Source organism: Dysosmobacter acutus, assembly GCF_018919205.1.
In the GTDB taxonomy this organism is placed as follows: domain Bacteria; phylum Bacillota; class Clostridia; order Oscillospirales; family Oscillospiraceae; genus Oscillibacter; species Oscillibacter acutus.
Map to the genome: position 1 here is coordinate 1,847,300 of NZ_JAHLQN010000001.1, position 22,488 is coordinate 1,869,787.

Annotated in this window: 18 protein-coding genes, 1 tRNA gene and 1 pseudogene; 13 read left to right on the plus strand and 7 right to left on the minus strand. The window is 55.9% G+C overall.

Going from position 1 to position 22,488, the window contains the following annotated elements; translation table 11 throughout:
• Window positions 1-70 precede the first annotated feature (70 nt).
• From KQI82_RS08925 to KQI82_RS08935, 4 genes and pseudogenes are all read right to left on the minus strand, one after another.
• Window positions 71-4,447 (minus strand): S-layer homology domain-containing protein, encoded by a 4,377-nt coding sequence (locus tag KQI82_RS08925; RefSeq protein WP_241426670.1) that lies wholly within the window; start codon window positions 4,445-4,447, stop codon window positions 71-73.
• A gap of 111 nt (window positions 4,448-4,558) precedes the next feature.
• Window positions 4,559-6,271: pseudogene (locus KQI82_RS15945) on the minus strand (leucine-rich repeat domain-containing protein); the annotation flags it as partial.
• Between the two features lie 706 nt (window positions 6,272-6,977).
• On the minus strand, window positions 6,978-7,823 hold the full coding sequence (locus KQI82_RS08930; RefSeq protein ID WP_216632439.1) for a tyrosine-type recombinase/integrase: 846 nt from the start codon (window positions 7,821-7,823) through the stop codon (window positions 6,978-6,980).
• Window positions 7,824-8,361: 538 nt separating this feature from the next.
• Window positions 8,362-8,437 (minus strand) — tRNA-Pro (locus tag KQI82_RS08935).
• Between the two features lie 178 nt (window positions 8,438-8,615).
• Here KQI82_RS08935 and KQI82_RS08940 point away from each other — a divergent pair.
• Both KQI82_RS08940 and KQI82_RS08945 read left to right on the plus strand, forming a co-directional pair.
• Window positions 8,616-9,536: a M23 family metallopeptidase gene (locus KQI82_RS08940; protein ID WP_241426671.1), complete on the plus strand. Its 921-nt coding sequence runs from the start codon at window positions 8,616-8,618 to the stop codon at window positions 9,534-9,536.
• The gene (locus KQI82_RS08945) at window positions 9,520-10,101 is read left to right on the plus strand and encodes a site-2 protease family protein (protein ID WP_216632441.1); all 582 of its coding nucleotides are present in this window, start codon (window positions 9,520-9,522) and stop codon (window positions 10,099-10,101) included. The genes KQI82_RS08940 and KQI82_RS08945 overlap by 17 nt, the downstream gene beginning before the upstream one ends.
• Before the next feature lie 29 nt (window positions 10,102-10,130).
• Here KQI82_RS08945 and alr read toward each other — a convergent pair whose 3' ends face one another.
• Window positions 10,131-11,264, minus strand: a complete 1,134-nt coding sequence (gene alr, locus KQI82_RS08950) for an alanine racemase (RefSeq protein WP_216632442.1) — start codon at window positions 11,262-11,264, stop codon at window positions 10,131-10,133.
• 113 nt (window positions 11,265-11,377) lie between these two features.
• Between alr and KQI82_RS08955 the strand changes: the two genes are divergently transcribed.
• Window positions 11,378-12,058 carry a Crp/Fnr family transcriptional regulator gene (locus KQI82_RS08955; protein ID WP_216632443.1) on the plus strand — a complete coding sequence of 227 codons (681 nt, stop codon included), beginning with the start codon at window positions 11,378-11,380 and terminating at the stop codon, window positions 12,056-12,058.
• 465 nt (window positions 12,059-12,523) lie between these two features.
• Window positions 12,524-13,228: a Crp/Fnr family transcriptional regulator gene (locus KQI82_RS08960; RefSeq protein ID WP_216632444.1), complete on the plus strand. Its 705-nt coding sequence runs from the start codon at window positions 12,524-12,526 to the stop codon at window positions 13,226-13,228.
• A gap of 200 nt (window positions 13,229-13,428) precedes the next feature.
• Here KQI82_RS08960 and KQI82_RS08965 read toward each other — a convergent pair whose 3' ends face one another.
• Together KQI82_RS08965 and KQI82_RS08970 are read right to left on the minus strand one after the other, a co-directional pair.
• Window positions 13,429-13,653: a hypothetical protein gene (locus KQI82_RS08965; protein WP_216632445.1), complete on the minus strand. Its 225-nt coding sequence runs from the start codon at window positions 13,651-13,653 to the stop codon at window positions 13,429-13,431.
• 212 nt (window positions 13,654-13,865) lie between these two features.
• The gene (locus KQI82_RS08970; protein ID WP_216632446.1) at window positions 13,866-14,051 is read right to left on the minus strand and encodes a DUF4177 domain-containing protein; all 186 of its coding nucleotides are present in this window, start codon (window positions 14,049-14,051) and stop codon (window positions 13,866-13,868) included.
• A 220-nt stretch (window positions 14,052-14,271) separates the two neighbouring features.
• On the opposite strand from KQI82_RS08970, the gene KQI82_RS08975 reads away from it, so the two are divergent.
• The 9 genes from KQI82_RS08975 (at window position 14,272) to KQI82_RS09015 (ending at window position 22,407) form a co-directional block, all read left to right on the plus strand.
• On the plus strand, window positions 14,272-16,104 hold the full coding sequence (locus tag KQI82_RS08975; RefSeq protein WP_216632447.1) for a TIGR03960 family B12-binding radical SAM protein: 1,833 nt from the start codon (window positions 14,272-14,274) through the stop codon (window positions 16,102-16,104).
• Entirely contained in the window at window positions 16,097-16,759 is a 663-nt protein-coding gene (locus tag KQI82_RS08980; RefSeq protein ID WP_216632448.1) for a TIGR03936 family radical SAM-associated protein, read from the plus strand. Before KQI82_RS08975 ends, KQI82_RS08980 begins: the two co-directional genes overlap by 8 nt.
• A gap of 250 nt (window positions 16,760-17,009) precedes the next feature.
• Complete coding sequence (gene rplS, locus KQI82_RS08985; RefSeq protein WP_216632449.1) at window positions 17,010-17,351, plus strand: 50S ribosomal protein L19; 342 nt, start codon at window positions 17,010-17,012, stop codon at window positions 17,349-17,351.
• Window positions 17,352-17,543: 192 nt separating this feature from the next.
• Entirely contained in the window at window positions 17,544-18,149 is a 606-nt protein-coding gene (gene lepB, locus KQI82_RS08990; RefSeq protein WP_216632450.1) for a signal peptidase I, read from the plus strand.
• Between the two features lie 30 nt (window positions 18,150-18,179).
• Window positions 18,180-19,076, plus strand: a complete 897-nt coding sequence (gene ylqF / locus KQI82_RS08995; RefSeq protein WP_241426673.1) for a ribosome biogenesis GTPase YlqF — start codon at window positions 18,180-18,182, stop codon at window positions 19,074-19,076.
• Window positions 19,077-19,213: 137 nt separating this feature from the next.
• The gene (locus KQI82_RS09000) at window positions 19,214-19,834 is read left to right on the plus strand and encodes a ribonuclease HII (RefSeq protein ID WP_216632451.1); all 621 of its coding nucleotides are present in this window, start codon (window positions 19,214-19,216) and stop codon (window positions 19,832-19,834) included.
• On the plus strand, window positions 19,831-20,187 hold the full coding sequence (locus KQI82_RS09005; protein WP_216632452.1) for a YraN family protein: 357 nt from the start codon (window positions 19,831-19,833) through the stop codon (window positions 20,185-20,187). Before KQI82_RS09000 ends, KQI82_RS09005 begins: the two co-directional genes overlap by 4 nt.
• Window positions 20,188-20,213: 26 nt before the next feature.
• Window positions 20,214-21,701: a threonine synthase gene (gene thrC, locus KQI82_RS09010; RefSeq protein ID WP_216632453.1), complete on the plus strand. Its 1,488-nt coding sequence runs from the start codon at window positions 20,214-20,216 to the stop codon at window positions 21,699-21,701.
• Window positions 21,702-21,720: 19 nt separating this feature from the next.
• Window positions 21,721-22,407, plus strand: a complete 687-nt coding sequence (locus tag KQI82_RS09015) for a metallophosphoesterase (protein WP_216632454.1) — start codon at window positions 21,721-21,723, stop codon at window positions 22,405-22,407.
• Window positions 22,408-22,488: the final 81 nt, after the last annotated feature.

A 22,488-nucleotide genomic window follows, 5' to 3' on the forward strand; every position in this document is an offset into this window, starting at 1 on the left:
TCCCCTCCCGTCCCGTCAAACGTTTGACGGGACGGGAGGGGGACGAGGCTCCGCGCCCTCTTGCTGGGGATCATTGTGCGCTGCGATACATAAAGGTTACGATTTGACCACGCGTGCAGTCCGCCTGCGGGCTGAATGTGGTGGTGGATGTGCCGTTGGTAATACCCTCGTTCACAGCCCAGGATACGGCGCTGGCATAGTAGGCGTCGACGGGGACATCGGCAAAGGAGCTGCCGCTGGCCGCCGGGGATCCTGCCGCGCGATAGAGGAATGTCACAGTCTGGCTCCGCGTCACGGCAGCGTCCGGGGCAAAGGTGGTAGCGCTGGTGCCGGTGGTGATGCCGTTCTCCACGGCCCACAGCACCGCGTCATAGTAATAAGCGCCGGACTGGACATCTGCAAAGGAACTGCCGCCGCTCTTGGGAGACGGGGAACCAGCCGCCCGCCAAAGGAACGTCACCATCTGAGCGCGGGTGCAGGAGGCGCTGGGGCTGAATGTGGCGGCGGATGTGCCAATGGTGATGCCTTGCTCCACAGCCCATGCCACCGCGTCGGCGTAGTAGGCGTTGGCGGGAACATCTATAAAGCCGGTGCCGGGCTGCTTGATCCGTGCAAAGACGGCTTTCACGGTAACTTTGCTGCCGGGCATGGTAAAGGTGTACTGTGTATCGCTCTTTTTCGTGAGCTTCACGGTGTTGCCGTTCGTGTCTGTGACGGTCAGCTCATGCAGCGTATAACCATCGTCCGGCTTTGCGGTGATGGTCACGGTGCTGCCCTTGCCGGCGTTTTTGGGGCTGACGGAAAGAGAACCGTTTTTAACGTTGTCCGCGCTGACGGAGTAGGTGCTGGAGCCGGAGCCGCCGCCGGAACGCCGGGAGACGGTCAAGGTACCGGGTTTATAGGTGATGGTGTAGTTGTCACCAGCTGCCGCCCCGCTGACAGTGATGGGATAGGTGCCCGCCGTGCCGGCATCTGCGGTGGGGCAGGTTACGGTGGGTTCGGTGGTGAGAATGTCATTCCCAACAAGGCCGGATACCGTATAGGTGTAGGTATCGGGCAGTGCGCTGCCCAAGTAGATGGACTGGTTATCGGCGGCTATGGTCAGTGTGGCGGGGGTGAGGATGACCACTGCCGAGCCTGTTACCGCGCTGCCATCCTTCTCGGCTCTCCAGTAGACCACATAGGTGCCGGCGTCGGTATAACTTGGATTGGTTTCCCCTAAGCTCTCGCTGTCCTCTCCATAGGTTATGGCCGCGCCCTCGGGAGCGGAGACAGCAATTCCATGTTCGGCGGCATCATAAACACCGGTGTAGCCCTGCGCGGAAGCAGTCAGGGCTGTATCGCTCACGGTATAGGATGCCTCCGTCGTGCCGCTGTAATTTCCCGTAAACGCAATCATGAATTTATGGCTGCCGTCAGATGTAATTTGTTCCACAGTGTAATCCGTGCCTCTGGCAAGCACTTTATCGCCATAGACAATCGCGATGGCATCCAGCGCCGCAGCTGCGGCTTCGTCTGAGGCATAGCTGCTGTTGACGCCGGTTACGGTCACGTCGTCTGCCGTCAAAGCCTTGGGGTCTATCGTAATGTCCTCGCTGGTATAAAAGGACCGGCCATTCCAGGCAAAGGACGCCTTGGCCATACCGGCCTTGGTCAAGGTCACTTCGCCGCCGGCCAGGGCAAAAATGCTCTCAGGCCCAACGGTGAGGGCGGGCAGAGCGCCGCCGGTGAGGAGGTGTTCTGTGGTATCGCCAAAGCTCTTTGCCCCGGCCAGCACAGCAGTGTCAAGGACGGCAGTACCGTCAATTGTAGAGACAGGCGCGTTCGGAACTCCTTGTTTCCTACCAACGGCCGCCTCGCCGCTTCGGGTGACATAGACGGAGTTTTGGGCCTCTATATCGCTTTCCTTTGTCATATAACCGATCAGGGCGCCTGTATAAATTCCGCTGTCAGGTACATTGACGCCGACCGCCGTGTCGCGCAGCCGAAGGGGCGCGTTCTTCATGTTTGCGTATCCGATCAATCCGCCGTAGTATCCGTTGTTGACGGTATAGGACACGTCGATCCCGTCGCTCAGCACGCAGTTTGCGATATTTACAATGCCGGTTGTGTCAACATATCCAAACAAGCCGCCGGCATGCCTGCCATTCAGCACAAAGGGCCCCTCCACAACAACTCCGTCCGCCGACACGCTTACCACATCGGCGGCGGCACTGGAAGTAGTATGGTAGCCGATCAGCGTGCCGATCTGGGCAGTTGCGCCGCTCATGGTGATGGCATGGCCGGTGCTGTTTTTCACCAGGAGGCCGTCCAATGTGTTAGAAGACCAGGAGTAGCCCATGATGCCGCCGATTCTGGGAGTTGGGATATTGTTGGCATTGATGCCGTTGCCGCCGATAAACTCGACGCTGCCTCCATACTGTCCATGGCCCGCGAAACCGCCCACATAGAGGGAGCCGACCTTTTTGTTCGCTTCGGCCGCCGGCCAGTCCGCCGTGATGGTGCAGTCTATTTTTACAGTGGGGCACGTACCCAGCCATGTGAATTCCGCACCGAAGCAGCCGCCGGCATTCACGCCTCCCTGGCTGCCGGCCCCCTGGTCGCCATTCTTGGACAGATTCATCTTCTCTAAAGTCACGTTCACATTGTCCAAGGTAACGCCGCTTGCGTAGCCGGCAAGGCCGCCCACATAGGCGCTGTAGCTGGCATCCATGGGAAGAGACAGGTCGAAGGAGCTGACGATGTTCAGGTTCCGTACCTCCACCACACCGTCAGTCAGCGGTAACATGCGTCCGAATAAACCAAAATAGGTATTTTCCGCCAGGGACGGTACGGTCTCTGAGATGGTGAGGGTCACGGTATGCCCTCCGCCGTCGAAGTGCCCGCCGAACGAATCCATGTCGCCGATGCCGGTAAAGCCGTTTTCCCCCGTGACGGCCACATCGTTTTGCAGCTTGTAATAAGCGGAGCGCAACACGATCCTGGCGGTCTCGGAATCCAGGTTTTCAACACTCTTGCCGCCCAGGGTATACAGTGCTTTGATGGCAGCCTCATCTCCATCGTTGATGGCCTTTTGCATCCACAGCAGGTGTTCGGCAGTGGAGATGGGCAGGGCGGTCGCCCAGGAGCTGAAGGGCAGCGCATCTGTAAAGGCGTCCTCGGTGCTCAGCTTTGTGGTGAAGGAGGTGTTGCGCAGATCGTACAGGAACAAACGGCTGTCCCTGTTGACCGCAAAGTGCTCATCCTGCATATATTTGCTGTAATTGCGCACGCCGTCTTGGTTATAGTAGACAGGCAGTTCAAACACCTGATCGCTGGCCTCACGATAGGTGTAATTGATGCCAGCATCCGCGTTGACAATGCGGTCGCCCGCCTTGCCGGTGATGGTGACGCGGATGACATTCCCATCGGCTTTGACGCAGTCCGTTCTCATGCCGCTGAAAACGCTCAGGGTACCGACCTGCGAACTGACGCTGCCGGAGGACACACAATTTTTGTAAATGGGGGAACTGCTGGTGCCCATTAAATCACCGGTGGTCAGCGGGCCGGAACCGGTGGTTGTGATCGTTCCCTCATTGGCGCAATCTTCCAACTGAAAACCGGTGTAGGCGTGCCCCACCAAGCCGGCAACGCGAGGCGCGTTTGTGGTGGGATTTTCCGAAGCGGCTGTGAAATTGCCCTTGTTGACGCAATTTTTCATGGTCACAGAATATCCGCGTCCCACCATAGCGGCAATGTAGGCGCACTGACTGACCCCCAGATCCACAGTCATGTCAATGGTGGCGTCGGCGGTGATATTCTCCAGCGTGGTGGGTTGGGCTCCATTGGACGTGGCGCCGATCAAAAGGCCCACGTCCTTCAGCGTGGCGGTGGAGATTAACGTCAGCGTCCCCGTTGCCTTGCCTGCCAGCTTCAGATTTTTGATGGCGGCCTTTTCGGTATTGGCAAACACGCCGCCGATGCTTTTTGCCTCGGCAGGATATTTGCTGAAATCCATATCCAGCGTGATGATGTGCTCTTTGCCGTCAAAACTGCCTCCACAGAAATTGGGTATGCCGCAGAAGCCGTTGTAAGTCCCATCTGCGTCGCGGTTTGAAAGCGTGATATCAGCGCTCAGCTCGTAATACGCGCACTGGATGGCTGTATAGGCCGCTTTGTAATCGCTCAGATAGCCGAACAGAAGATAGTCCGCCTTGAGTTGATCGCTCAGAATTTCATCGCTGTCACTGGCGGGCTGTTTTTCAAGGATACGCGCCAGCGCATAGATATGCGCTCCGTCGCTGAGTACATAAGGGGACTGCACTGTTCCCATGCCTGAGACATCACCGCGCTCTACCCACTTGGCATAGTAGGTCTGCCCGGCGGCGGGAGACGTAACAGCTTCACCCCACTCGCCGCTTACACCGTCCCGTGTGTACCAGCCGCCGAAGGCATAGTCCTCTTTCACAGGCGCAGCCAGTTTGCCGGATTCAAACACGGCTTCCGGTGCAAACGTGCCGCCGTTGGTAATCGCGATTACAAATGAGCTTTTTGCAACAGAAAACTGGTTTTCAGCAGCTGTTGAATTAAAATAAATGACATTGGAGCTGTTACTGTATAAATTATAAACAGAGTTTTGCGATGCTGCTGCATTGTCTTTGATTCGGCTAAAATCGAAAACAGAAGCATTCGCATTCAAGCCAAATGTATGCTGACCAACCGTTGTAACAGTATCCGGAAGCTGGACGGTGCCAAAAGATGCACCGTAAAAAGCGTAGTTGCCGATGGTCTGCAATCTGGAATTTGCGCCAATGTTTATTGTTTTCAATGAGCTTTCCATTCCTGCCTCGGCGGACTGACTCATTCTGAACGCATTTTCTGCTAAAGTGGTTACAGCGTCTGGAATCGTAATTTTTGTGAGGGCTGTTTGGTAGAACGCATTATAGGGGATTGTGGTCAAAGGGGTATCATAGCTCATTGGAAAAGTTGTAAGCCCTGTCTGATAAAAAGCATACTGTCCAATGCTGCTCAAATTTGTAAATGTGGTGCCGCTTGCAGCAATGGAATCCAGTTGTGTACATTTCTCAAACGCATGTTCCCCGATGGATATCAGCTTATCTGTAAACTGCGCAGAGGTCAGTGCTGCACAATTCTGAAAAGCATAGTTGCCGATTGCCGAAACATTGGTGCCGCCGGAAACAGCCGTCAAGTCTGAACAGCTTTGGAATGCATTGTTGGAAATCTCAAGCGGCCCACTGCCGATGATTAAATTCTTGATTTTGGAATCGTTAACGGCATAGCTTTCGACACAGGCCAATTCATCATTCAAGGTAAGTATTTCCAGATTTCGGGTTTCCTGAAAGGCGGAAGCCGAAATGGTTAAAGTTCCTGATGGGACTGTATAAGAAGTACCACGCTTGCTGATTGGATATTTGATCAGGATTGTTCCGTCTTTGGTGAACAAGACGTTGTCAATAACCTTATAAAATTGGTTATCTTCCGGCACAGTGATACTCTCCAGGGCATATAACTTCTCCAGCGCCGGAAGATGTGGGATATTCTGCAAAGTAGAGGGCAGTGAAAGCGACGTTACAGCCTCTAATTGTCTAAAGGTTCTCTCTCCCAGAGAGGTAATGCCTTCTTCCACAACAATGGCGGTAATCCTGGCGCGATTTGGATATCCGTTGCCTCCTAACCACGGCTGAGCGTTTGTCGAAGGAAAATCTGCCATTGTGCCCCTGCCGGAAATGGTGAGGGTATAGGTGGGATTGCTGATATCCGCATTATTCTGTGTCAGCGCCCACTGAACGCTGCTTTCGTTCTCTGCGGCGCCGCAGTTTCCGGACGCCACAGGTTGCATATCGTAAACCTCGGTGTCATGTGGCGGCTCATACCCTTTCAAATCCTTCGCCAGCTCGGTCAAATCGGCAAGTTTTGATACCAACTCCCCGTCCACCGCAGCTTGTTCTTCTTCAGACAGGGCATCGTAGGCAGCTTGTGCCGCTTCAATGTCCTCCACGTCGTCCGGTACCGCGTTGGCATACTCCGGCAGGGCCGCGATGAGCGCGGCAACCCGCTTCGTTGCCGCAGGCTCGGCGCCTTCCGGCTCATCCACAAGGACTACATATAGTGGGCAATCCTCTTTATGGATTTCCGCCGTACAGCCATCGCCTTGTGTGCAGATATTCGGTGCCTCGCCTTCCGGCGCTCCCTCTGTCGCCAGTGCCGTGGCGGGTAATACTGTCATTACCATGCACAGTGCAAGCAGACTTGCCAAGAGTCGTTTTTTCATTCTGTATCTCCTCCTTTATTTGCCGTTATGAATTGCCTCATCCTGAGGCCGGGATAACAATGTTGTCAGTCGTTCCTTCGCGGCTTGCAAGGTGGGTTTCGGGGGCGACTGCGCCGGATAATCCAGTGCGTCGCTCCACTCAAAGAGAGACGCCTGACCCGGTTCGATTATTTCAGTGGAATGGGCTGTACACGCCCGCCGATCATCGTCTATGTACCGCAAGTCGGACAGGTACTTGTACCTTGCTTTGGTCATAATCTCTTCTATCAGTGAATGCCGCCCTTTAAATATATATGTTCACCCCTCACAGAGGTCCCCCCTACGCACGCGATACCTCTCAGCATGTATCGCTCAGTGGACAGACATGCCAACCCTTTTTTATGGTTTCGTAGGAAACGGCGTCTTCCGGCTTTTTTCCTGCCCAGCGTGGTTATACACGAAATCAACATTCTGTTCAGTCTCCGGGCATAGTAACTGCAAGGTTCGGCGCAAAAGCATAAAAAGCAGATAACCATATCCCCTATATGGGGACCAAAGGCCGCACAAAAGTAAACCACAAAAAAGTTTTCTTTTCGCGGCTGGGTTTTTGCACCCATTTTCCGGAAAAAATCTTGATTTTCTGGCTTAAAGCTGGTAAAGTTTCTATATAAATATGTAGCTTTGAAAGTTTGGAGCCTGGAGTGTTGGGGCGGAATGTTGAATCCGCCTAAGAGACGAGTCCCAATCGGTCAAGTTGGCGCTGGTGCTCCGCGCCTGAGGACAAGAGATAAATGCGGGTGGTTTCAATGGAGCTGTGGCCCAGCATATCAGCAAGCTTTGCAATGTCCTTGTAAGCCCGGTAATAGGCCACCGCAAAAAGATGTCTCAGGTTGTGTGGAAATACCTTGCTTGGCTCCACACCTGCGTAAACGCAGAGCCGTTTCATTTCCGACCATATCTGCCGCCGTGTGACACCCCTGCCGTTTCCAGTGAGAAAAATCTCGCCGGAAACGATTTTTTGTTTTTTGGCGTATTTGAGGAGCTTGCGGCACAGTTTGGCAGGAATGAGGATCACGCGGATTTTCCCTTTCATTGTAATCTCCGACCGGCCCTGCTTGGCGGCTTCCACGGTGATAAAACGGACTTCGCTCACCCGGACGCCGGTGGCGCAGATGGTCTCCATGGTCAGAGCCAGCCTCTCTCGGCCCATACCCCGGGCCGTGGCGGTGAGTTTGTCGTAGTCCGGGCGGGTCAGCTCACGGGCCGAATCCCGGAACATCCGCCGCTGGATTTTCAGGAAACGGGCGCGGCAATCCTCCCAGCCCAAAAAACGAAACAGGCCGTTGAGTGCGGACAGGCTGGCGTTGACCGTGGACGGGGAAAGAAGGTGTTCTGTCAGCAGATGTTCCCGCCACGCGATTACCGACTCTTTTGTCACTGCTGCGCCATCCAGCCATGTTCCGAACTGCCGCGCGTCCCGTAAATACTTTTCCATCGTGGCGGGGGCACGTTCCTCGCGGGCCAGATGCGCCGCAAAATCTTGTAAAATTCCCGTTGTAATTGTTCGTTCCATATGGAACCTCCTTAATAGTAAAAACTGTTTCTATTGTACCTGTTGGTCCTGCCTTTATGTAAAAAACACAAAACGCCCGGTCTACCGCTTTCAAAGGGTAGACCGGACGCTGCCGGCGAAAAAGCAAAATTTTTTTGTAAAGAGCCTTGCGTTCACACCCAAATGCGTAAGCTGCCGGCAAGGCAAAAAACCAGTGCAAAACGAAAACGGAACATACAGGAGGATGAAAACAGGTAAAGTTACAGCCAAGCTGCGGGAAGCGGTGCCGGTCTGCCTCAGGGCATAGGACGGCAAGGTAACGTGGTATAAAACATCGGCCTGCTGCCGGATGAGTGGAAGGAACTGGCTATGGCGGTAAGCGACTACACCGGCATAGAAGCTGTGTACAAGGCCACCCTCACTTTTGCCTTGGCTGATCCGTGCCGCGGCAAAAGGAAATGCCAGAACACTTTCTAATATCAAGGATTTTCTGTCATAGATACAAAAATAGCCTCCCCAAAAGGGAAGCTATCTTTGTATCAAAATCTGGCTTTTGATATGGTCCGAGTGGCGGGATTTGAACCCACGGCCTCTTGGTCCCGAACCAAGCGCGCTACCAACTGCGCTACACCCGGAGACGTTACATATTATAGGTGGAGTTTGCCTCAATGTCAAGACATATTCCGTATCGTGGCCTCATAAGGTGGAGACAAAGAAAGGAGGCGGGCCATGACGGCGGGAAAGATCGGAGCGCAGATCAACAGGTACTCAAAGAGAAAGGCAGCTTATAGCCGGCAGAGAAAGGGATCGGCAATGGGAAAGAAGGAGCGCCAGCGCCTTACGCAGCTGGCGATCTGCGCCGCAGTCTTTTTTTCCATGGTAGTCATCAAATTGGTACTGCCCCAACGGATGGTACAGCTGCGCGAAACCCTGAACAGCGTGATGGAGCAGAATATGGATGTCAAGGCCGTCTTCTCGGCGGTGGGCCGGGGTATCTCCGGAGAGCAGGGGCTCAGCGGCACACTGGAAGAAGTGTACCAGGCGGTTTTTCATCCCCAGGACGGGGAAGCGGTGGAAACCGCGGCCTGGGACCTGGGGCTGGAGGAAACCCAAGCGCTGCTCAATCAAAGCGCCCAGGGATGGCAGCCCGCTTCCTGGCGGGTGGAGACAGGGGAGGGGGAGGAGACTACTGAAAGCGGCAACGTCACCCAAGAACCCGAAGAATCCGCACAGCCTGTGGAGAGCGGGGAAACCGCTGGGGAGACTGCCGGTCAGGCAACGGTGAGCCAACTGGTCTATACCAACCTGCCTGAGGGTGTCCGCATGGAGCAGGCCGTTTTGGACTTCTCCTACTGCTCGCCCATTGTGGGCGTTCTGTCCTCCTCTTTCGGCTACCGGGAACACCCTATCGAAGGGGAGGAGAAATTCCACTATGGGGTTGATCTCGCGGCGGACACCGGTACGGCGGTGGGATGCTTTGCGGACGGCACGGTGACGGCGGTGGGTGAGAGCAGCTCCCTGGGCAAATATGTGACTGTGACCCATGAAAACGGCTACTCCACATTGTATGCGCATTGCAGCAAAACAATAGTCAATTCGGGAGCATCCGTCACCAAGGGAGAAAAGATCGCAGAGGTGGGGGAGACGGGGATGGCCACCGGCCCGCATCTGCACTTTGAGCTGCACAATGGAAGTGACTATCTGAACCCCATCTATTATGTCACGCTGTCTTGAGATCATCTCGCCTGGATTTCTGCTGCTGGTCACAGCTTTTGCCCTTCAGCAAAGCGGAGAGCTGCTGGCCTCAATCCTGCTGGCCTCCGGACTGCATGAGATAGGACATTGGGCCGCGCTTCGATTCTTCGGCGTCCGGGCGGAGCGCTTCCGCCTGGCGGCCTGGGGGGCCGGGATGGTCTGCGGAGCGGGACTTTCCTATGGGCAGGAGCTCATCGCGGTGATAGCCGGTCCGGCGGTAAACCTGATCTGCGGGGTTGCCTGCGCCCGCGCTGCTGAACACATGGGGTGGACATCAGGCTATCTCTACGCCGGCGCCCATGTGATACTGGGCGCCTTTAACCTTCTGCCCATCTCTGTGCTGGACGGCGGACGGGCGATAGAGCTGATCCTGTCTCTCTGGGCAGATCCGTGGCTGGCCCGGCGTATTGTGAGCATATTGAGCATTTTTACGCTGGTGCTTTTGACCTCCGGCGCCCTTTGGCTGAGTGTGCAAAGCGGAGGAAACGCCTACCTTCTGGTGGGAATTCTGGGAGTATGGAGCATGCTGCTGCGCAGGGAATGACCCGCGCAGCAGCATGTTTCATGTGACATTTAAATGTATATCCGTTTGATCCGGTCCGGACAGGAGGAGGTATAGGCAGTGTAGATCTGGCCGTATCTGGAAAACTCCTCCGGGGAGAGATAGGCCTGGTGGCTGGGGGAATAGCCCCAGAAGGTCACCGGGTCGCCCACCTTGCAGTCGATGCCGGTGATGTCAATAAAGCACTGGTCCATGCAGGTGTCGATAAAGTGGGTTCTTGTATCGTTGACCAGGACCGCGCCCTGCTGCTTTACCATGGGACAGAAGAGTCCATCGGCGAAGCCGACGCCCACAACGGCCAGATCGGTGGGCCGCTCCGGCTTAAAGAACTGGTCGTAGCCCACGCTTTCCCCGGGAAGGACATGCTTGATATGGTGAATATAACTGCGCCAGGAGAGCATATCCTCAACGCCGATCGGGTTGGACCCGTCGGCAATATCGCTGTAGCCAAGAACCAGGCTGCCCACACGGACATGGGTGGAGCAGGATACGGCATCTTTGAACCACTCTGTGGCTCCGGTATTGCAGCAGTGGATGTATTGCAGGGTGAACCCATTCTCCTTCAGCTGTTGAACCCCGGCCTGAAAGCGCTGGAACTGCTGCTTGGTAAATTCGTCACCGGGATACTCCGCCTGGGCAAAGTGGGTAAAGGCGCCGGTGATTTCAATGTTGGGACACCGGCGGATGGCCTGAATCAGAGAATTCAACTCCTCCCCTGGATGTACGCCGATGCGGTTCATCCCGGTTTCGATCTTGATCTGGGCCTTGACCCGCCTTCCCTGGCGGGCGGCCTCTTTGGAGAGAGCATAGGCTCCGTCGGGAGTAAACAGGGGAATCTGCAAATCCCAGTGAACCACATGGGGGAGGGTCATATCTATCACCGGGCCAAGGATCAGGATGTCCGGGGTGAATATGCCGTTTTTCCGCAGGACAAGCCCCTCATAAACCTGGGAACAGGCGATGACCGGGCAGTTGAAACGCCCCACCAGAGCCTGGGCGATCTCCAGTGTGCCCATTCCATAGGCATTGGCCTTCAGCACAGGCATGAGCGCGGCGGGAGAGATATAGGTTTCGATCTTTTCGTAATTGGAAAACAGCGTTTCAAGTTTGATCTCGTAGTATGAATTGTAGCAGGACAGTTCCATACAGGATCACTCCTTCATATCTAAGAATGGGGTTTTGTTGACAGAATCGTAAATCTTCTATACAATTGCTATCAAATAAGAAGCGGGGTGATTGGGTGGACGAAAGAGCGCTCATGCGCGGAATCTTGATGGGGGAGTTCCCCTTTGCCCTTCCTCACCTGGAGCAGTATTTGAATCAGGGGGAGGAGATCAGACTGTTTTCAGGGGAAAAGCTGGATCAGTCCATCATCGGGCGCAAGTTCCTTCTCTATGTACGGCAGGGGAAGGGGGCCTGTGTGATCACGCGGCCCGACCGGACCACCTTCCGGTTTCTGACCATGGGGGAGAAGATCACCTGCTTTTCCAATATCATAACGCCCTATACGGAATACTCTCAAAGCTGGGATATCACGGCCCTTGAAAATACGGTGCTGATAGCCTTTGAAAAGGAGCAGGTCTATGCGTTTCTCAAAGAAGACCCGGCCCTCGCTGAGGAGTACATGGAGTTTACCTCAGTTTATCACACGGTGATGCAGCGCCGTGTGCTGCTGACGGCCAATCTGACCTCCAGCCAGCGGGTGTTGACGTGGCTCTACGGCCTCTGTGCCGGCTGCTATGACCAGAAGACCTGCGAAATCCCCTGCGCGCTGAATCAACAGGAGATCGCCGATATCCTGCTGCTTCACATCAGCACCTGCAACAAAATATTTGCCTGGCTTCAGACAAACGGTGTGGCGGTGAAGACAAAGAGCAGGCTGTGCATCGACGTCCCAAAGCTGAGGCAGTACATTATGAATGACTGGAAGATCTATTGAAGACCTGATTTCCCGTTGCGCCTGCTGAGAGGAAGCGAGCGGCTTTTGAAAGAAAAAGCGCTCGCTTTTCTCCTGTCCGGACAATGGAGCTATTTGGTGAATTCATACAAAGCAGACACCACTCCTTTGTCAATTATTGCTTGGCAGAAAGCAAAAAATTGAGTTCCTCCGATTAGATTGCTGTGAAATCATTATATAAAATTGCCAAAAGAATAGGCTATACGCAAATCGGTCCTGTACTTTTTTATTTTTCTTTTATATAGTCATCCATATGACAAGCAGAAAGATAGAATTTTACGAAATGAAAACATGTTGATAAAAGCAAATGAATTTGATAATTCTGAAAATAAAATTAGCAGTTAAAATATTTATTTTATAGTATATACTAAGTTGTTGACGGGAAAGACAAAATTTGGTAAAATAAAACAAATTCTTGAAACGCTTGCCAAGGAAAGAGGTGATACCATGGAGAAGACAGCTGCCTTGCAAATCCTGTTTGGCAGGCTGCCGCCGCTGGAAGGGCGTTTTGACCAGTATCTGGACCAGGGCAAATGCTTGAAAATATTTCAAAACGAGCGCATTTCCTTTGACCGGGAAGCTTCGCAGGAGCCGGGGGTGTTCTACGTGCAGACGGGACTTTTAAAGCTCTCCGTGCACCGCCCGCTCAGCGCCACGGGGCTGGATTTCTGCTATTATGGGGAACGGACCATACTGGAGCGCCGAACGGCGGCATCACTGTCCGGATGCGGAAGGATGTACATCGAGGCCTGTGAGAACACGATTGCCTATGCTTTTTCCCAAAGGGAGTTTTTTGAACTTTTGGGGAAGGACAGGGCCCTTCTGGAACAGTACCATCAGCTGTACGCCGCCCAGCTTTCCCTGCTCTTTCGGCGGATGGAGCTGACCGCCTGTCTGGATGCGGAACAGAGGGTGGTGGGCTGGCTCATTCAGCTGTGCCGCCAGAGTACGCCGGATGGGGAGGGAGGCTGCTTTATCCCATGCCGGCTGACCCAGCAGGAGATTGCGGATTATCTTCTGATCCATGTGACCACCTTTAACCGTGTATTCAGCGAACTGAAAAAAGAGTCCATTGTGGAAAAGAAGCGCAGCGGATTCCTTGTTCATGACGTTGAGCGGCTCCAAAGATTTGAAGAGCGACTGTCGATTTGAGAAGAGAAGGGCCCGCCTGAACAGGCGGGCCCTTCTCTTTCAGGAAACCCTTTTTTGACTTTTGCCGTTTCAAGCATATCTTGTAAACCTGCCGTTGAAATGCACAAAGCAGGCGGTTATCCTTGCGGAGCCGCCTGCTGTTTGATGCCTTGTGCCAATAAGACGAATAAAATCCGCCCGGCAAATGGAAATTTGCTTTCTTACTCTTTTTTATCAAATATCCCCCATATTGCAACAGCGATACCGGCAACGGCAATACCGATAAAGATGTAAAACGCCGGCAAAATCCCGTATTGCGACATATTCCAAAAGGAGGATAACCGCCCGTTTGTTGTCCAATCATTTGCCATCGTTCCGGATAAAAGTATCGCGGTACAAAGCGCACCCGCCAAAAACATAATGGAACCTAAGATCACTTTTTTCATCCCAAACCCTCTTTCTCAATCTACAAACTGCTGGCACACCTTATCCGTCGAATGTGCACTTTTGAGCAAACATAACATACAAACCGGCTCTGCGCAACGGACTTATCAATATCACCGGAGCTTTGTTGCTGCAAGCCGATCATATAAACGATTCGTCATAATAGGAAAAATAAGGGCGGCCGCCATTTTATGGCAACTGTCAAACTGGGAAATTAACAGTCCATTTCAAAAACCAAATCCATATCTTTAATTTTTCCATAATCACTGATATTTGTGGGAATATACCCTACATAGCGATATCCTTTTCCTGCATATTCATCAATAATCGCCCGATGCTCTTCTGATTTTGCACCGCAGAATTTTCCAATATGAACATTCACATACTCATATCTTTTCATGTGTTGCTGTCCCCTTCAAAACAAAAATATGGTTCCTATTTTAAGGCTTTATTAGTACGTATTCAAGAAAGACTTTGTTAAATTGGTGGAGTTTACTCCAGCAAGAAGTATCAGAAAAGGGAGTCCTGGAATTAGGACTTGTAAAAAAAAGTCATACACGGTAAAATAAATTAATTCGGAAGAAAACAGGGCGCTTTTGCGCCAGACTGGGAGAGCGATTGTGGACAAGAGACTGGAACGCATCCTGCCCCGGGTGCAGAAGCCTGCGCGCTATGTGGGCGGCGAGTATAACGCGGTGGAGAAAGACAAGGCGGAAGTGGATGTCCGCTTTGCATTCTGCTTCCCCGACACCTATGAGATCGGCATGTCCAATTTGGGGATGCGGATCTTATACGGCATTATGAACAACATGGACGGAGTCTGGTGTGAGCGGGTATTCGCTCCCTGGGGAGACATGGAGGAGGAGATGCGCAAAGCGGGCATCCCGCTCTATGGGCTGGAGTCCGGCGACCCCATCCGGGACTTTGACATCATCGGGTTTTCCGTGGGTTACGAGATGGCCTTCCCCGGTATTTTGAACATGCTGGATTTGGCCGGCGTGCCGGTGCGCGCGGCGGACCGGAAGGCCCTGTCCCCGCTGGTGATCGCCGGCGGCACCGCCATGTACAATGCGGAGCCGGTGGCGGATTTCATCGACATCGTCTCCCTTGGCGAGGGGGAGGATGTGACGGTGGAGCTCATTGAGCTTTACCGCAGGGCCAAACAGGAGGGCTGGGACAAGCACCGTCTGCTGGTGGAGGCCGCCCAGGTGCCCGGCCTCTATGTGCCCAGTCTCTACGAAATCCGTTATCACGAGGACGGCACCGTGGCGGAGATTCTCCCCCGCCACGGCGCGCCCCGGCAAGTGACCAAGCGGATTGTGGAGGACATGGACAAGGCCTATTACCCCACCCACACCGTGGTGCCCTCCACGGAGATTGTCCAGGACCGCACCACGCTGGAGCTTTTCCGGGGATGCATCCGGGGCTGCCGGTTCTGCCAGGCCGGATATGTGTACCGTCCGGTGCGCAGCCGCAGCAAGGACCTCTGCGCGGCCTACGCCATGGAGGCCCTCAGCGACTCCGGCTACGAGGAGATGACGCTCTCCAGCCTCTCCACCAGCGACTATCCGCCCCTGGTGGATTTGTGCGACGATTTGGAGGAGTTCTGCGACAAGCGTCACATCCATCTCTCGCTTCCCTCGTTGCGGGCGGACAACTTCTCCATGGCCCTGATGCAGCGGCTGCAAAAGGGCCGCAAGGCGGGGTTGACCTTTGCGCCGGAGGCCGGCACCCAGCGGCTGCGGGACGCCATCAACAAGAACCTGACGGAGGAAGACCTGCTGCAAAGCTGCCGCACCGCCTTCGAGGGCGGCTTCAGCGCGGTGAAGCTTTACTTCATGTTGGGACTGCCCACGGAGACCGACGAGGATGTGTTAGGCATTGCGGAGATCGCGGCCCATGTGATGCACACCTGGCGGGAGTATGCCTCCAACAAGGCCCGGGGCATCCGGATCACCGTTTCCACCTCCTGGTTTGTGCCCAAGCCCCACAGCGCCTTCCAGTGGGAGCCCCAGATTTCCAAGGAGGAGTATGAGCGGCGGGTCAAACTGCTGCGGGAGGCCATCCGCACCAAGACGGTGACCTACAACTGGCACGATTCCGACACCAGCTTCATGGAGGCTGTGCTGGCCCGGGGCGACCGGCGCATGTGCGCCGTCCTTGAGTCCGTCTGGCGCAAGGGCGCCCGCCTGGACGCCTGGGAGGAGTACTTTTCCCTGGAGCGCTGGCTGGAAGCCTTTGAAGAGTGCGGCCTGGACCCCCATTTTTACGCCAACCGGACCAGAGAGAAGGATGAGCTGATGCCCTGGGACATGATCTCCAGTGGCGTCACAAAGGATTTCCTCTGGCGGGAGCGGGAGCGGGCCCACCGCTCCGAGACCACGCCGGACTGCCGTACCCAGTGCAGCGGCTGCGGCGCAAACCGTCTGGTAGGAGGGAAGTGCGATGTCTAAGCTGCGTCTTCTGTTTGTAAAAGAGGCTCAGGCCAGCTACATCTCCCACCTGGACCTGATGCGCACCTTTCAGCGGGTCTTTCCCCGAACGGGACTGGAGATCAGCCATTCCCAGGGGTTCCACCCTCATCCCATTTTGTCCATTGTGCTGCCCCTGCCCGTGGGGCAGAGCAGCCAGTGCGAGCTGCTGGACTTCACCGTGGAGCAGGAGACAGACGGCGCCGGCGTGCCGGAGCTGTTGAACCCGGGGTTTCCCAAGGGGCTGCGTGTATTGGAGTGTTATCCGGCGGTGCGACCGGTCAAAGAGCTTGCCAGCATCCGGGCGAAAGTGGAATTCCTTTACGATAACGGCGTGCCGCCCGACACTGTGGAGCAGCTTGGCGGCCTTTTCTCCCGGGAGTCCATTGTGATCCAGAAGAAGACAAAGCGCCGCGCTCTGGCGGATGTGGACATTCGACCCATGATTCGGGAGCTGACGTTTACGGAGCGGGAGCAGGCCGTCAAGGCTCTGGCTGTGGTCCAAGCTCAGAACCCGGGGCTGAACCCGGCATTGTTGGGGGAGGCGATCCGCAGGGAGCTGCCGGAGTGCGCGCCGGACTTTGTCCGGGTGCGCCGTCTGGAGCTGATAGATCAGGAAGGAGCCATTTTTCGCTGAGAGCAGTCCGCTGGGTGCAAAGCTGCATTCATTTGCGGAAAATCCTGCCCATTCGCAGTGGGAAGATGAGGGGAAAGCGTATTTTATACAATATTTTCAAATTTATCTGCGAAAAGCCTTGCATTGCGCGGATTCCTATGGTATCCTAACTAAGTTAAAAAGGGCGTTCCTCTGCTGTGCGCGCGCCGAATGAGCGCTGATGCGCCGGAGAAAAGCGGCATGAACACCTAATAATAGGAGGAAAGTACCCATGGATCTGATTAAAGAATTGAACAAGCAGCAGCTTGCTGCCGAAGTGTCTTCCCCGGATGTGGGCGACACGGTCCGCGTCCACGTGAAGATCAAGGAAGGCTCCCGCGAGAGAATCCAGGTCTTCGAGGGAACCGTCATTGCCAAAAAGCATGGCGGCATTGAAGAGACCATCACCGTTCGCCGCGTGTCCTATGGCATCGGCGTGGAGAAGATCTTCCCCCTGCACTCCCCCTCCATTGCCCAGATCGAGAACGTGCGCCACGGCAGCGTCCGCCGCGCAAAGCTCTACTATCTGCGCGACCGTGTGGGCAAGAGCGCCAAGATCAAGGAAAAGCTTTAATCTGCCCTGAAAAAGAGAGGCTTCGGCCTCTCTTTTCTTTTGCCCTGTATAGAGGCGCATTGATTTCGGCAGCGGCCGGAAGGCCAAAAAAATCTTATTTCCCGGGAAAATCCCTTGTTGTTTCAGGATCTTTTTGCTATACTGATCCAATAGATTATCATGGCAGTTTATTGCTGCTTAGGAGATGCTTCCATGGATGAAAGAGAGATCCGAACCGATCCGGGCGAGGGAAATGACAAGAAGGAGAGCTGGAGCCTTTTTGAGTGGTTTCAGGCCCTGGTGTGCTCTGTTCTTGTGGTGGTGCTGCTATTCACCTTTGTCATCCGGCTCATTGGCGTGGACGGCCTTTCCATGGTGCCGACCCTCCAGCACGGGGACCGGCTTTTGGTGGTGAACTCTCTGCTGTACCACGACTACCGGCAGGGGGACATTGTCATCGCCCGGAAGGAGAGCCTCACCTCCGATCCCATTGTCAAACGGGTCATTGCGGTGGGCGGGCAGAAGGTGGATATCGACTTTTCAACAGGCACCGTCTATGTGGACGACGTGCCGCTGAAGGAGGACTACATCAACGAGCTCACCCTGACCGACGAGGGAACGCGGTTCCCGCTTTGGGTGCCGGAGGGATCGGTCTTTCTCATGGGCGACAACCGCAACCACAGCAGCGACAGCCGAAGCGGGCGATTGGGCACGGTGGACACCCGGTACCTGATCGGCAAAGCAGTGCTGCTGCTCTATCCCGGCGAGGATTCGGTCAGCGGGAAACGGGAATTTTCCCGCATCGGCCTGATAGGATAGGGAATACTTCAAAGAAGGGGGGAGATGCGTATGGAAAACAAAATGACTATCCAGTGGTATCCCGGGCACATGACCAAGACCCGGCGCATGATTGCGGAGCAGATCAGAAACGTGGACGCGGTCTGCGAGATATTGGACGCGCGGATCCCCATCTCCAGCCGGAACCCGGATGTGGATGAACTGACGGCGGGGAAGCCCCGGCTGGTGGTTTTAAACCGCGTGGATCAGGCCGACCCAACCCTCACCCGCCGCTGGGCCGCTTATTTCCGCTCCAAGGGCTATGCGGTGCTGGAATCCAACGCCAGGCAGGGCGTCGGAACCGGGAAATTTGCCGCCGCCATCCGGGAGCTTTTGGCGGACAAGCTGCGCGCCTATGCGGAAAAGGGCCAGGTGGGCCGGGTGGTGCGGGTGATGATCTTAGGCATCCCCAATGTGGGAAAATCCACTTTCATCAATCAGGTGGCGGGACGGAAGACGGCCAGGGCCGAGGACCGGCCCGGCGTCACCCGGGGAAAGCAGTGGGTGCCGGTGGACCGCCAGCTGGAGCTGCTGGACACGCCGGGCATTCTCTGGCCCAAGTTTGAGGATCAGAGCGTGGGGCTGCACCTGGCTTACACGGGCGCGGTGAAAGATGAAATCCTGGACATTGAAACCCTGGGCTGCCATCTGATGTCCTATCTTGGCGCCCACTACCCGGACGCGCTGCGGACGGGATATAAGCTGCCTGATCTGCCGGAACGGGAGGCGGAGGAAAACGATGTGGCCTATGGCTACCGGCTGCTCCGCTCCGCCGGAAGAAAGCGGGGCTTTCTCATCTCAGGCGGAGAGATCGACACGGAGCGCATGGCGAAAATCCTGCTGGATGAATTCAGAGGAGGCAAGTTAGGTTCCTTTACAATGGAATCGCCAGAGGAGATTAAGGAATAAGCACAGGGGACAGAGCAAGGCCTTTTTGATCTGCGTCCCGAATAGCGGGGCAACCCTGCCGCGCTGTATCCGGGCACGGCGCTTGGCACCGTAATCAGATTGGATTACGTAATCGGCCTGGACTATTGGAGATGAAAATGAACGGTTGGATATTTGAAGAGGAGCAGTGGAGCAGCGGCGTCCGCTCCGTCTGCGGCGTAGACGAGGCGGGAGCGGGACCTCTGGCAGGGCCGGTGTATGCCGCGGCCGTGATCCTGCCGCCCCACACGGAAATCGAGGGGCTGGACGACTCCAAAAAGCTGACGGAGCGCAGGCGCGAGGCGCTGTTTTCGGTCATCCAGGAGCGGGCGCTGGCCTGGTCGGTGGCCTTTGTGGAGGCGGAGGAGATCGACCGCATCGACATCCTCAACGCCCGTATCAAGGCCATGCAGCTGGCGATAGACGGGCTGGCCGTCCCGGCGGAGCTTGCCCTGGTGGACGGGAACCGGGACCACGGCAGCCTCAGCGCGCTGACCACGCCCCACCAGCTGATCGTCAAAGGCGACAGCCGCAGCGCCTCCATCGCGGCCGCGTCCATTTTGGCCAAGGTGAGCCGGGACCGCTTTTTGACCGGCGTGCTGGACCGGGCGTATCCCCAGTACCAGTTTGCACGCCACAAGGGCTACGGTACGAAGCTGCACTATGAGATGCTGGATCAATATGGGCCCTCGCCGGTGCACCGCCTGAGCTTTCTGAAAAAGTGGGAGAGGCGGCGATGAAGGGACTGGGCGATTTTGGAGAGGCTGTGACCGCCCGCTATCTCCGGAAAAAGGGCTATATCCTCCGCTCCAGCCAGTGGCGCTGCCGGTTTGGGGAGATCGACATCGTGGCGGAGAAGGCGGGCGTGCTGTGCATCGTGGAGGTCAAGCTGCGCGGCAATCTCTCCCGCGGTCTGCCGCGGGAGGCAGTGGACTGGCGCAAGCAGCGGAAGCTGCGCACCGCCGCCTCCTGCTATGTGAGCGCTTATGGGCTGGACCTTCCGGTGCGCTTTGACGTGGCCGAGGTCTATACCGATGGCAAAGGGGGAGTCACCGACTTCCAATACATAGAAAACGCGTTTACCTGTGACTGACTTTTCCATAAAGAGGAGTTTTGAACATGAAGTACTATTCCACCCGCGACAACAAGCTGCGCATCAGCGCGGCGGAGGCCATCAAGATGGGGCTGAGCCGGGACGGCGGACTGCTGACACCGTGTGAAATCCCGCAGATTGACGAGGCGTTTTTGAAAAAGCTGCTGCCCATGCGCTACCAGGACCGCTCAGCGGCGGTGATGGGGCTCTATCTGGAGGACTACTCCCCCCGGGAACTGACGGCCTTTGCTGAGAACGCCTACGGCCCTGACAAATATGATTCTTCCGCCGTGGCGCCGGTGCGCACGGTGGACGGGCGTACCCACTGCCTGGAGCTCTGGCACGGCCCCACCTCCGCATTCAAGGACATGGCGCTTCAGATGCTGCCACAGCTGCTCTCCGCAGCCCTCCGGAAGACCGGGGAGGAGAAGACCGTGTGCATCCTGGTGGCCACCTCCGGCGACACGGGAAAGGCGGCCATGGAGGGCTTCGCCGACGTGCCTCAGACCAAAATCCTGGTGTTCTACCCCAAAGACGGCGTCTCCGCCATCCAGGAGCTCCAGATGGTCACCCAGGCGGGGGACAACGTGGGCGTGTGCGCCGTGGTGGGCAATTTTGACGACGCCCAGACCGGTGTCAAGCGCATCTTCTCCGATGCGGCCATGCGGGAGACGCTGGAGGGAAGGGGGTATTTTCTCTCCTCGGCCAACTCCATCAACTGGGGACGCATCCTGCCCCAGGTGGTCTATTACATCTCCGCATACTGTGACTTGGTCCGGGATGGAAAGATATCCATGGGGGACAAGGTGAACTTCTGCGTTCCCACCGGGAATTTCGGAGATATTCTGGCCGCCTACTATGCACAGCGCATGGGCTTGCCGGTGGGCAGGCTGATCTGCGCCTCCAACTGCAACGACGTGCTCACGGATTTCCTGCGCACCGGCGTCTACGACCGCAATCGGCCCTTCCACACCACCATGAGCCCCTCCATGGATATTCTGATCTCCAGCAATTTAGAGCGCCTGCTTTTTGACCTCTCCGGTCAGGATGACGCTCCGGTGAAGGAGTACATGGCCCAGCTTGCGCAGAGCGGCCGCTACGAGGTGAGCGGCGCGGTCCGGGAGAAGCTCCGGTCCCTCTTCTGGGGCGGGTTCTGCGGCGAGGAGGACACTGCCGCCACCATCGCCCGGTACTACCGGGACCACCGCTACCTCATCGACACCCACACCGCCGTGGCGGTCCAGGTCATGGAGCAGTACCGCCGGGCCACCGGCGATGAGACGGTGACGGTGTTTGTATCCACCGCCTCGCCCTATAAGTTCTGCAACCACGTGCTCACTGCCATCGGCGAGACGCCGGAGAGTCAGGGCGTGGAGCTGATCGGCCAGCTCCAGTCGGCCACCGGTGTGGCCGCGCCCCGCCGCCTTGCGGAGCTGAAGGGGAAGGAACGCCGCTTTGACCGCTGCACGGAGAAGGGCGGCATGGACGGCGTGGTCCTCTCCTTTTTGAGCTGAGATAGAAAGGAGGCGTTTCATGGCGCTTTACGCCATCGGCGATCTGCACCTGTCTCTTGCGGTCAACAAATCCATGGAGGTCTTTGGGGACGGGTGGGCCAATTATGTGGAACGTATCCGCCAGGCTTTTTCCCGGCTGGGACCAGACGATGTGACCGTTCTCTGCGGCGACACCTCCTGGGGCATCTCACTGGAGGAGGCGGCGGAGGACTTTCGCCTGATTGACAGCTTTCCGGGGAAAAAGCTGCTGCTTAAGGGAAATCACGACTACTGGTGGAACACGGCCTCCAAGATGAAGGCCTTTTTTGCGCGCGAGGGCATCACCAGTCTGGAGATCCTGCACAACAACTGCTTTTTTTACGGGGACTACGCACTGTGCGGCACACGGGGCTGGTTCTTCGAGGAGGACCAGAAGGATCAGGACGCCAAGGTGCTCAACCGGGAGGTTGGACGGCTGGAAACCTCCCTGCAGGCGGCCGGAGATCGGAAAAAGCTCTGCTTTTTACACTATCCGCCCCTGTATCAGGGGTATCAGTGCCCGGAAATCCTGAAAAAGCTTCAGGAGTATCAGGTGGCGCAGTGTTATTACGGCCATCTCCACGGCGCAAGCCACCGCCTCGCCATCCAGGGTTCCCGGTTCGGAACGGACTTTTTCCTGGTGGCGGCCGACTACCTTGGGTTTATTCCAAAAAAAATTTGCGATTAACGGAAAAAACTATGGAAATTTCGTTTTTTTTCTGTTAAAATAGGTATTCGCACCGGCCTGAAACCGGTGATGAACGGAGGA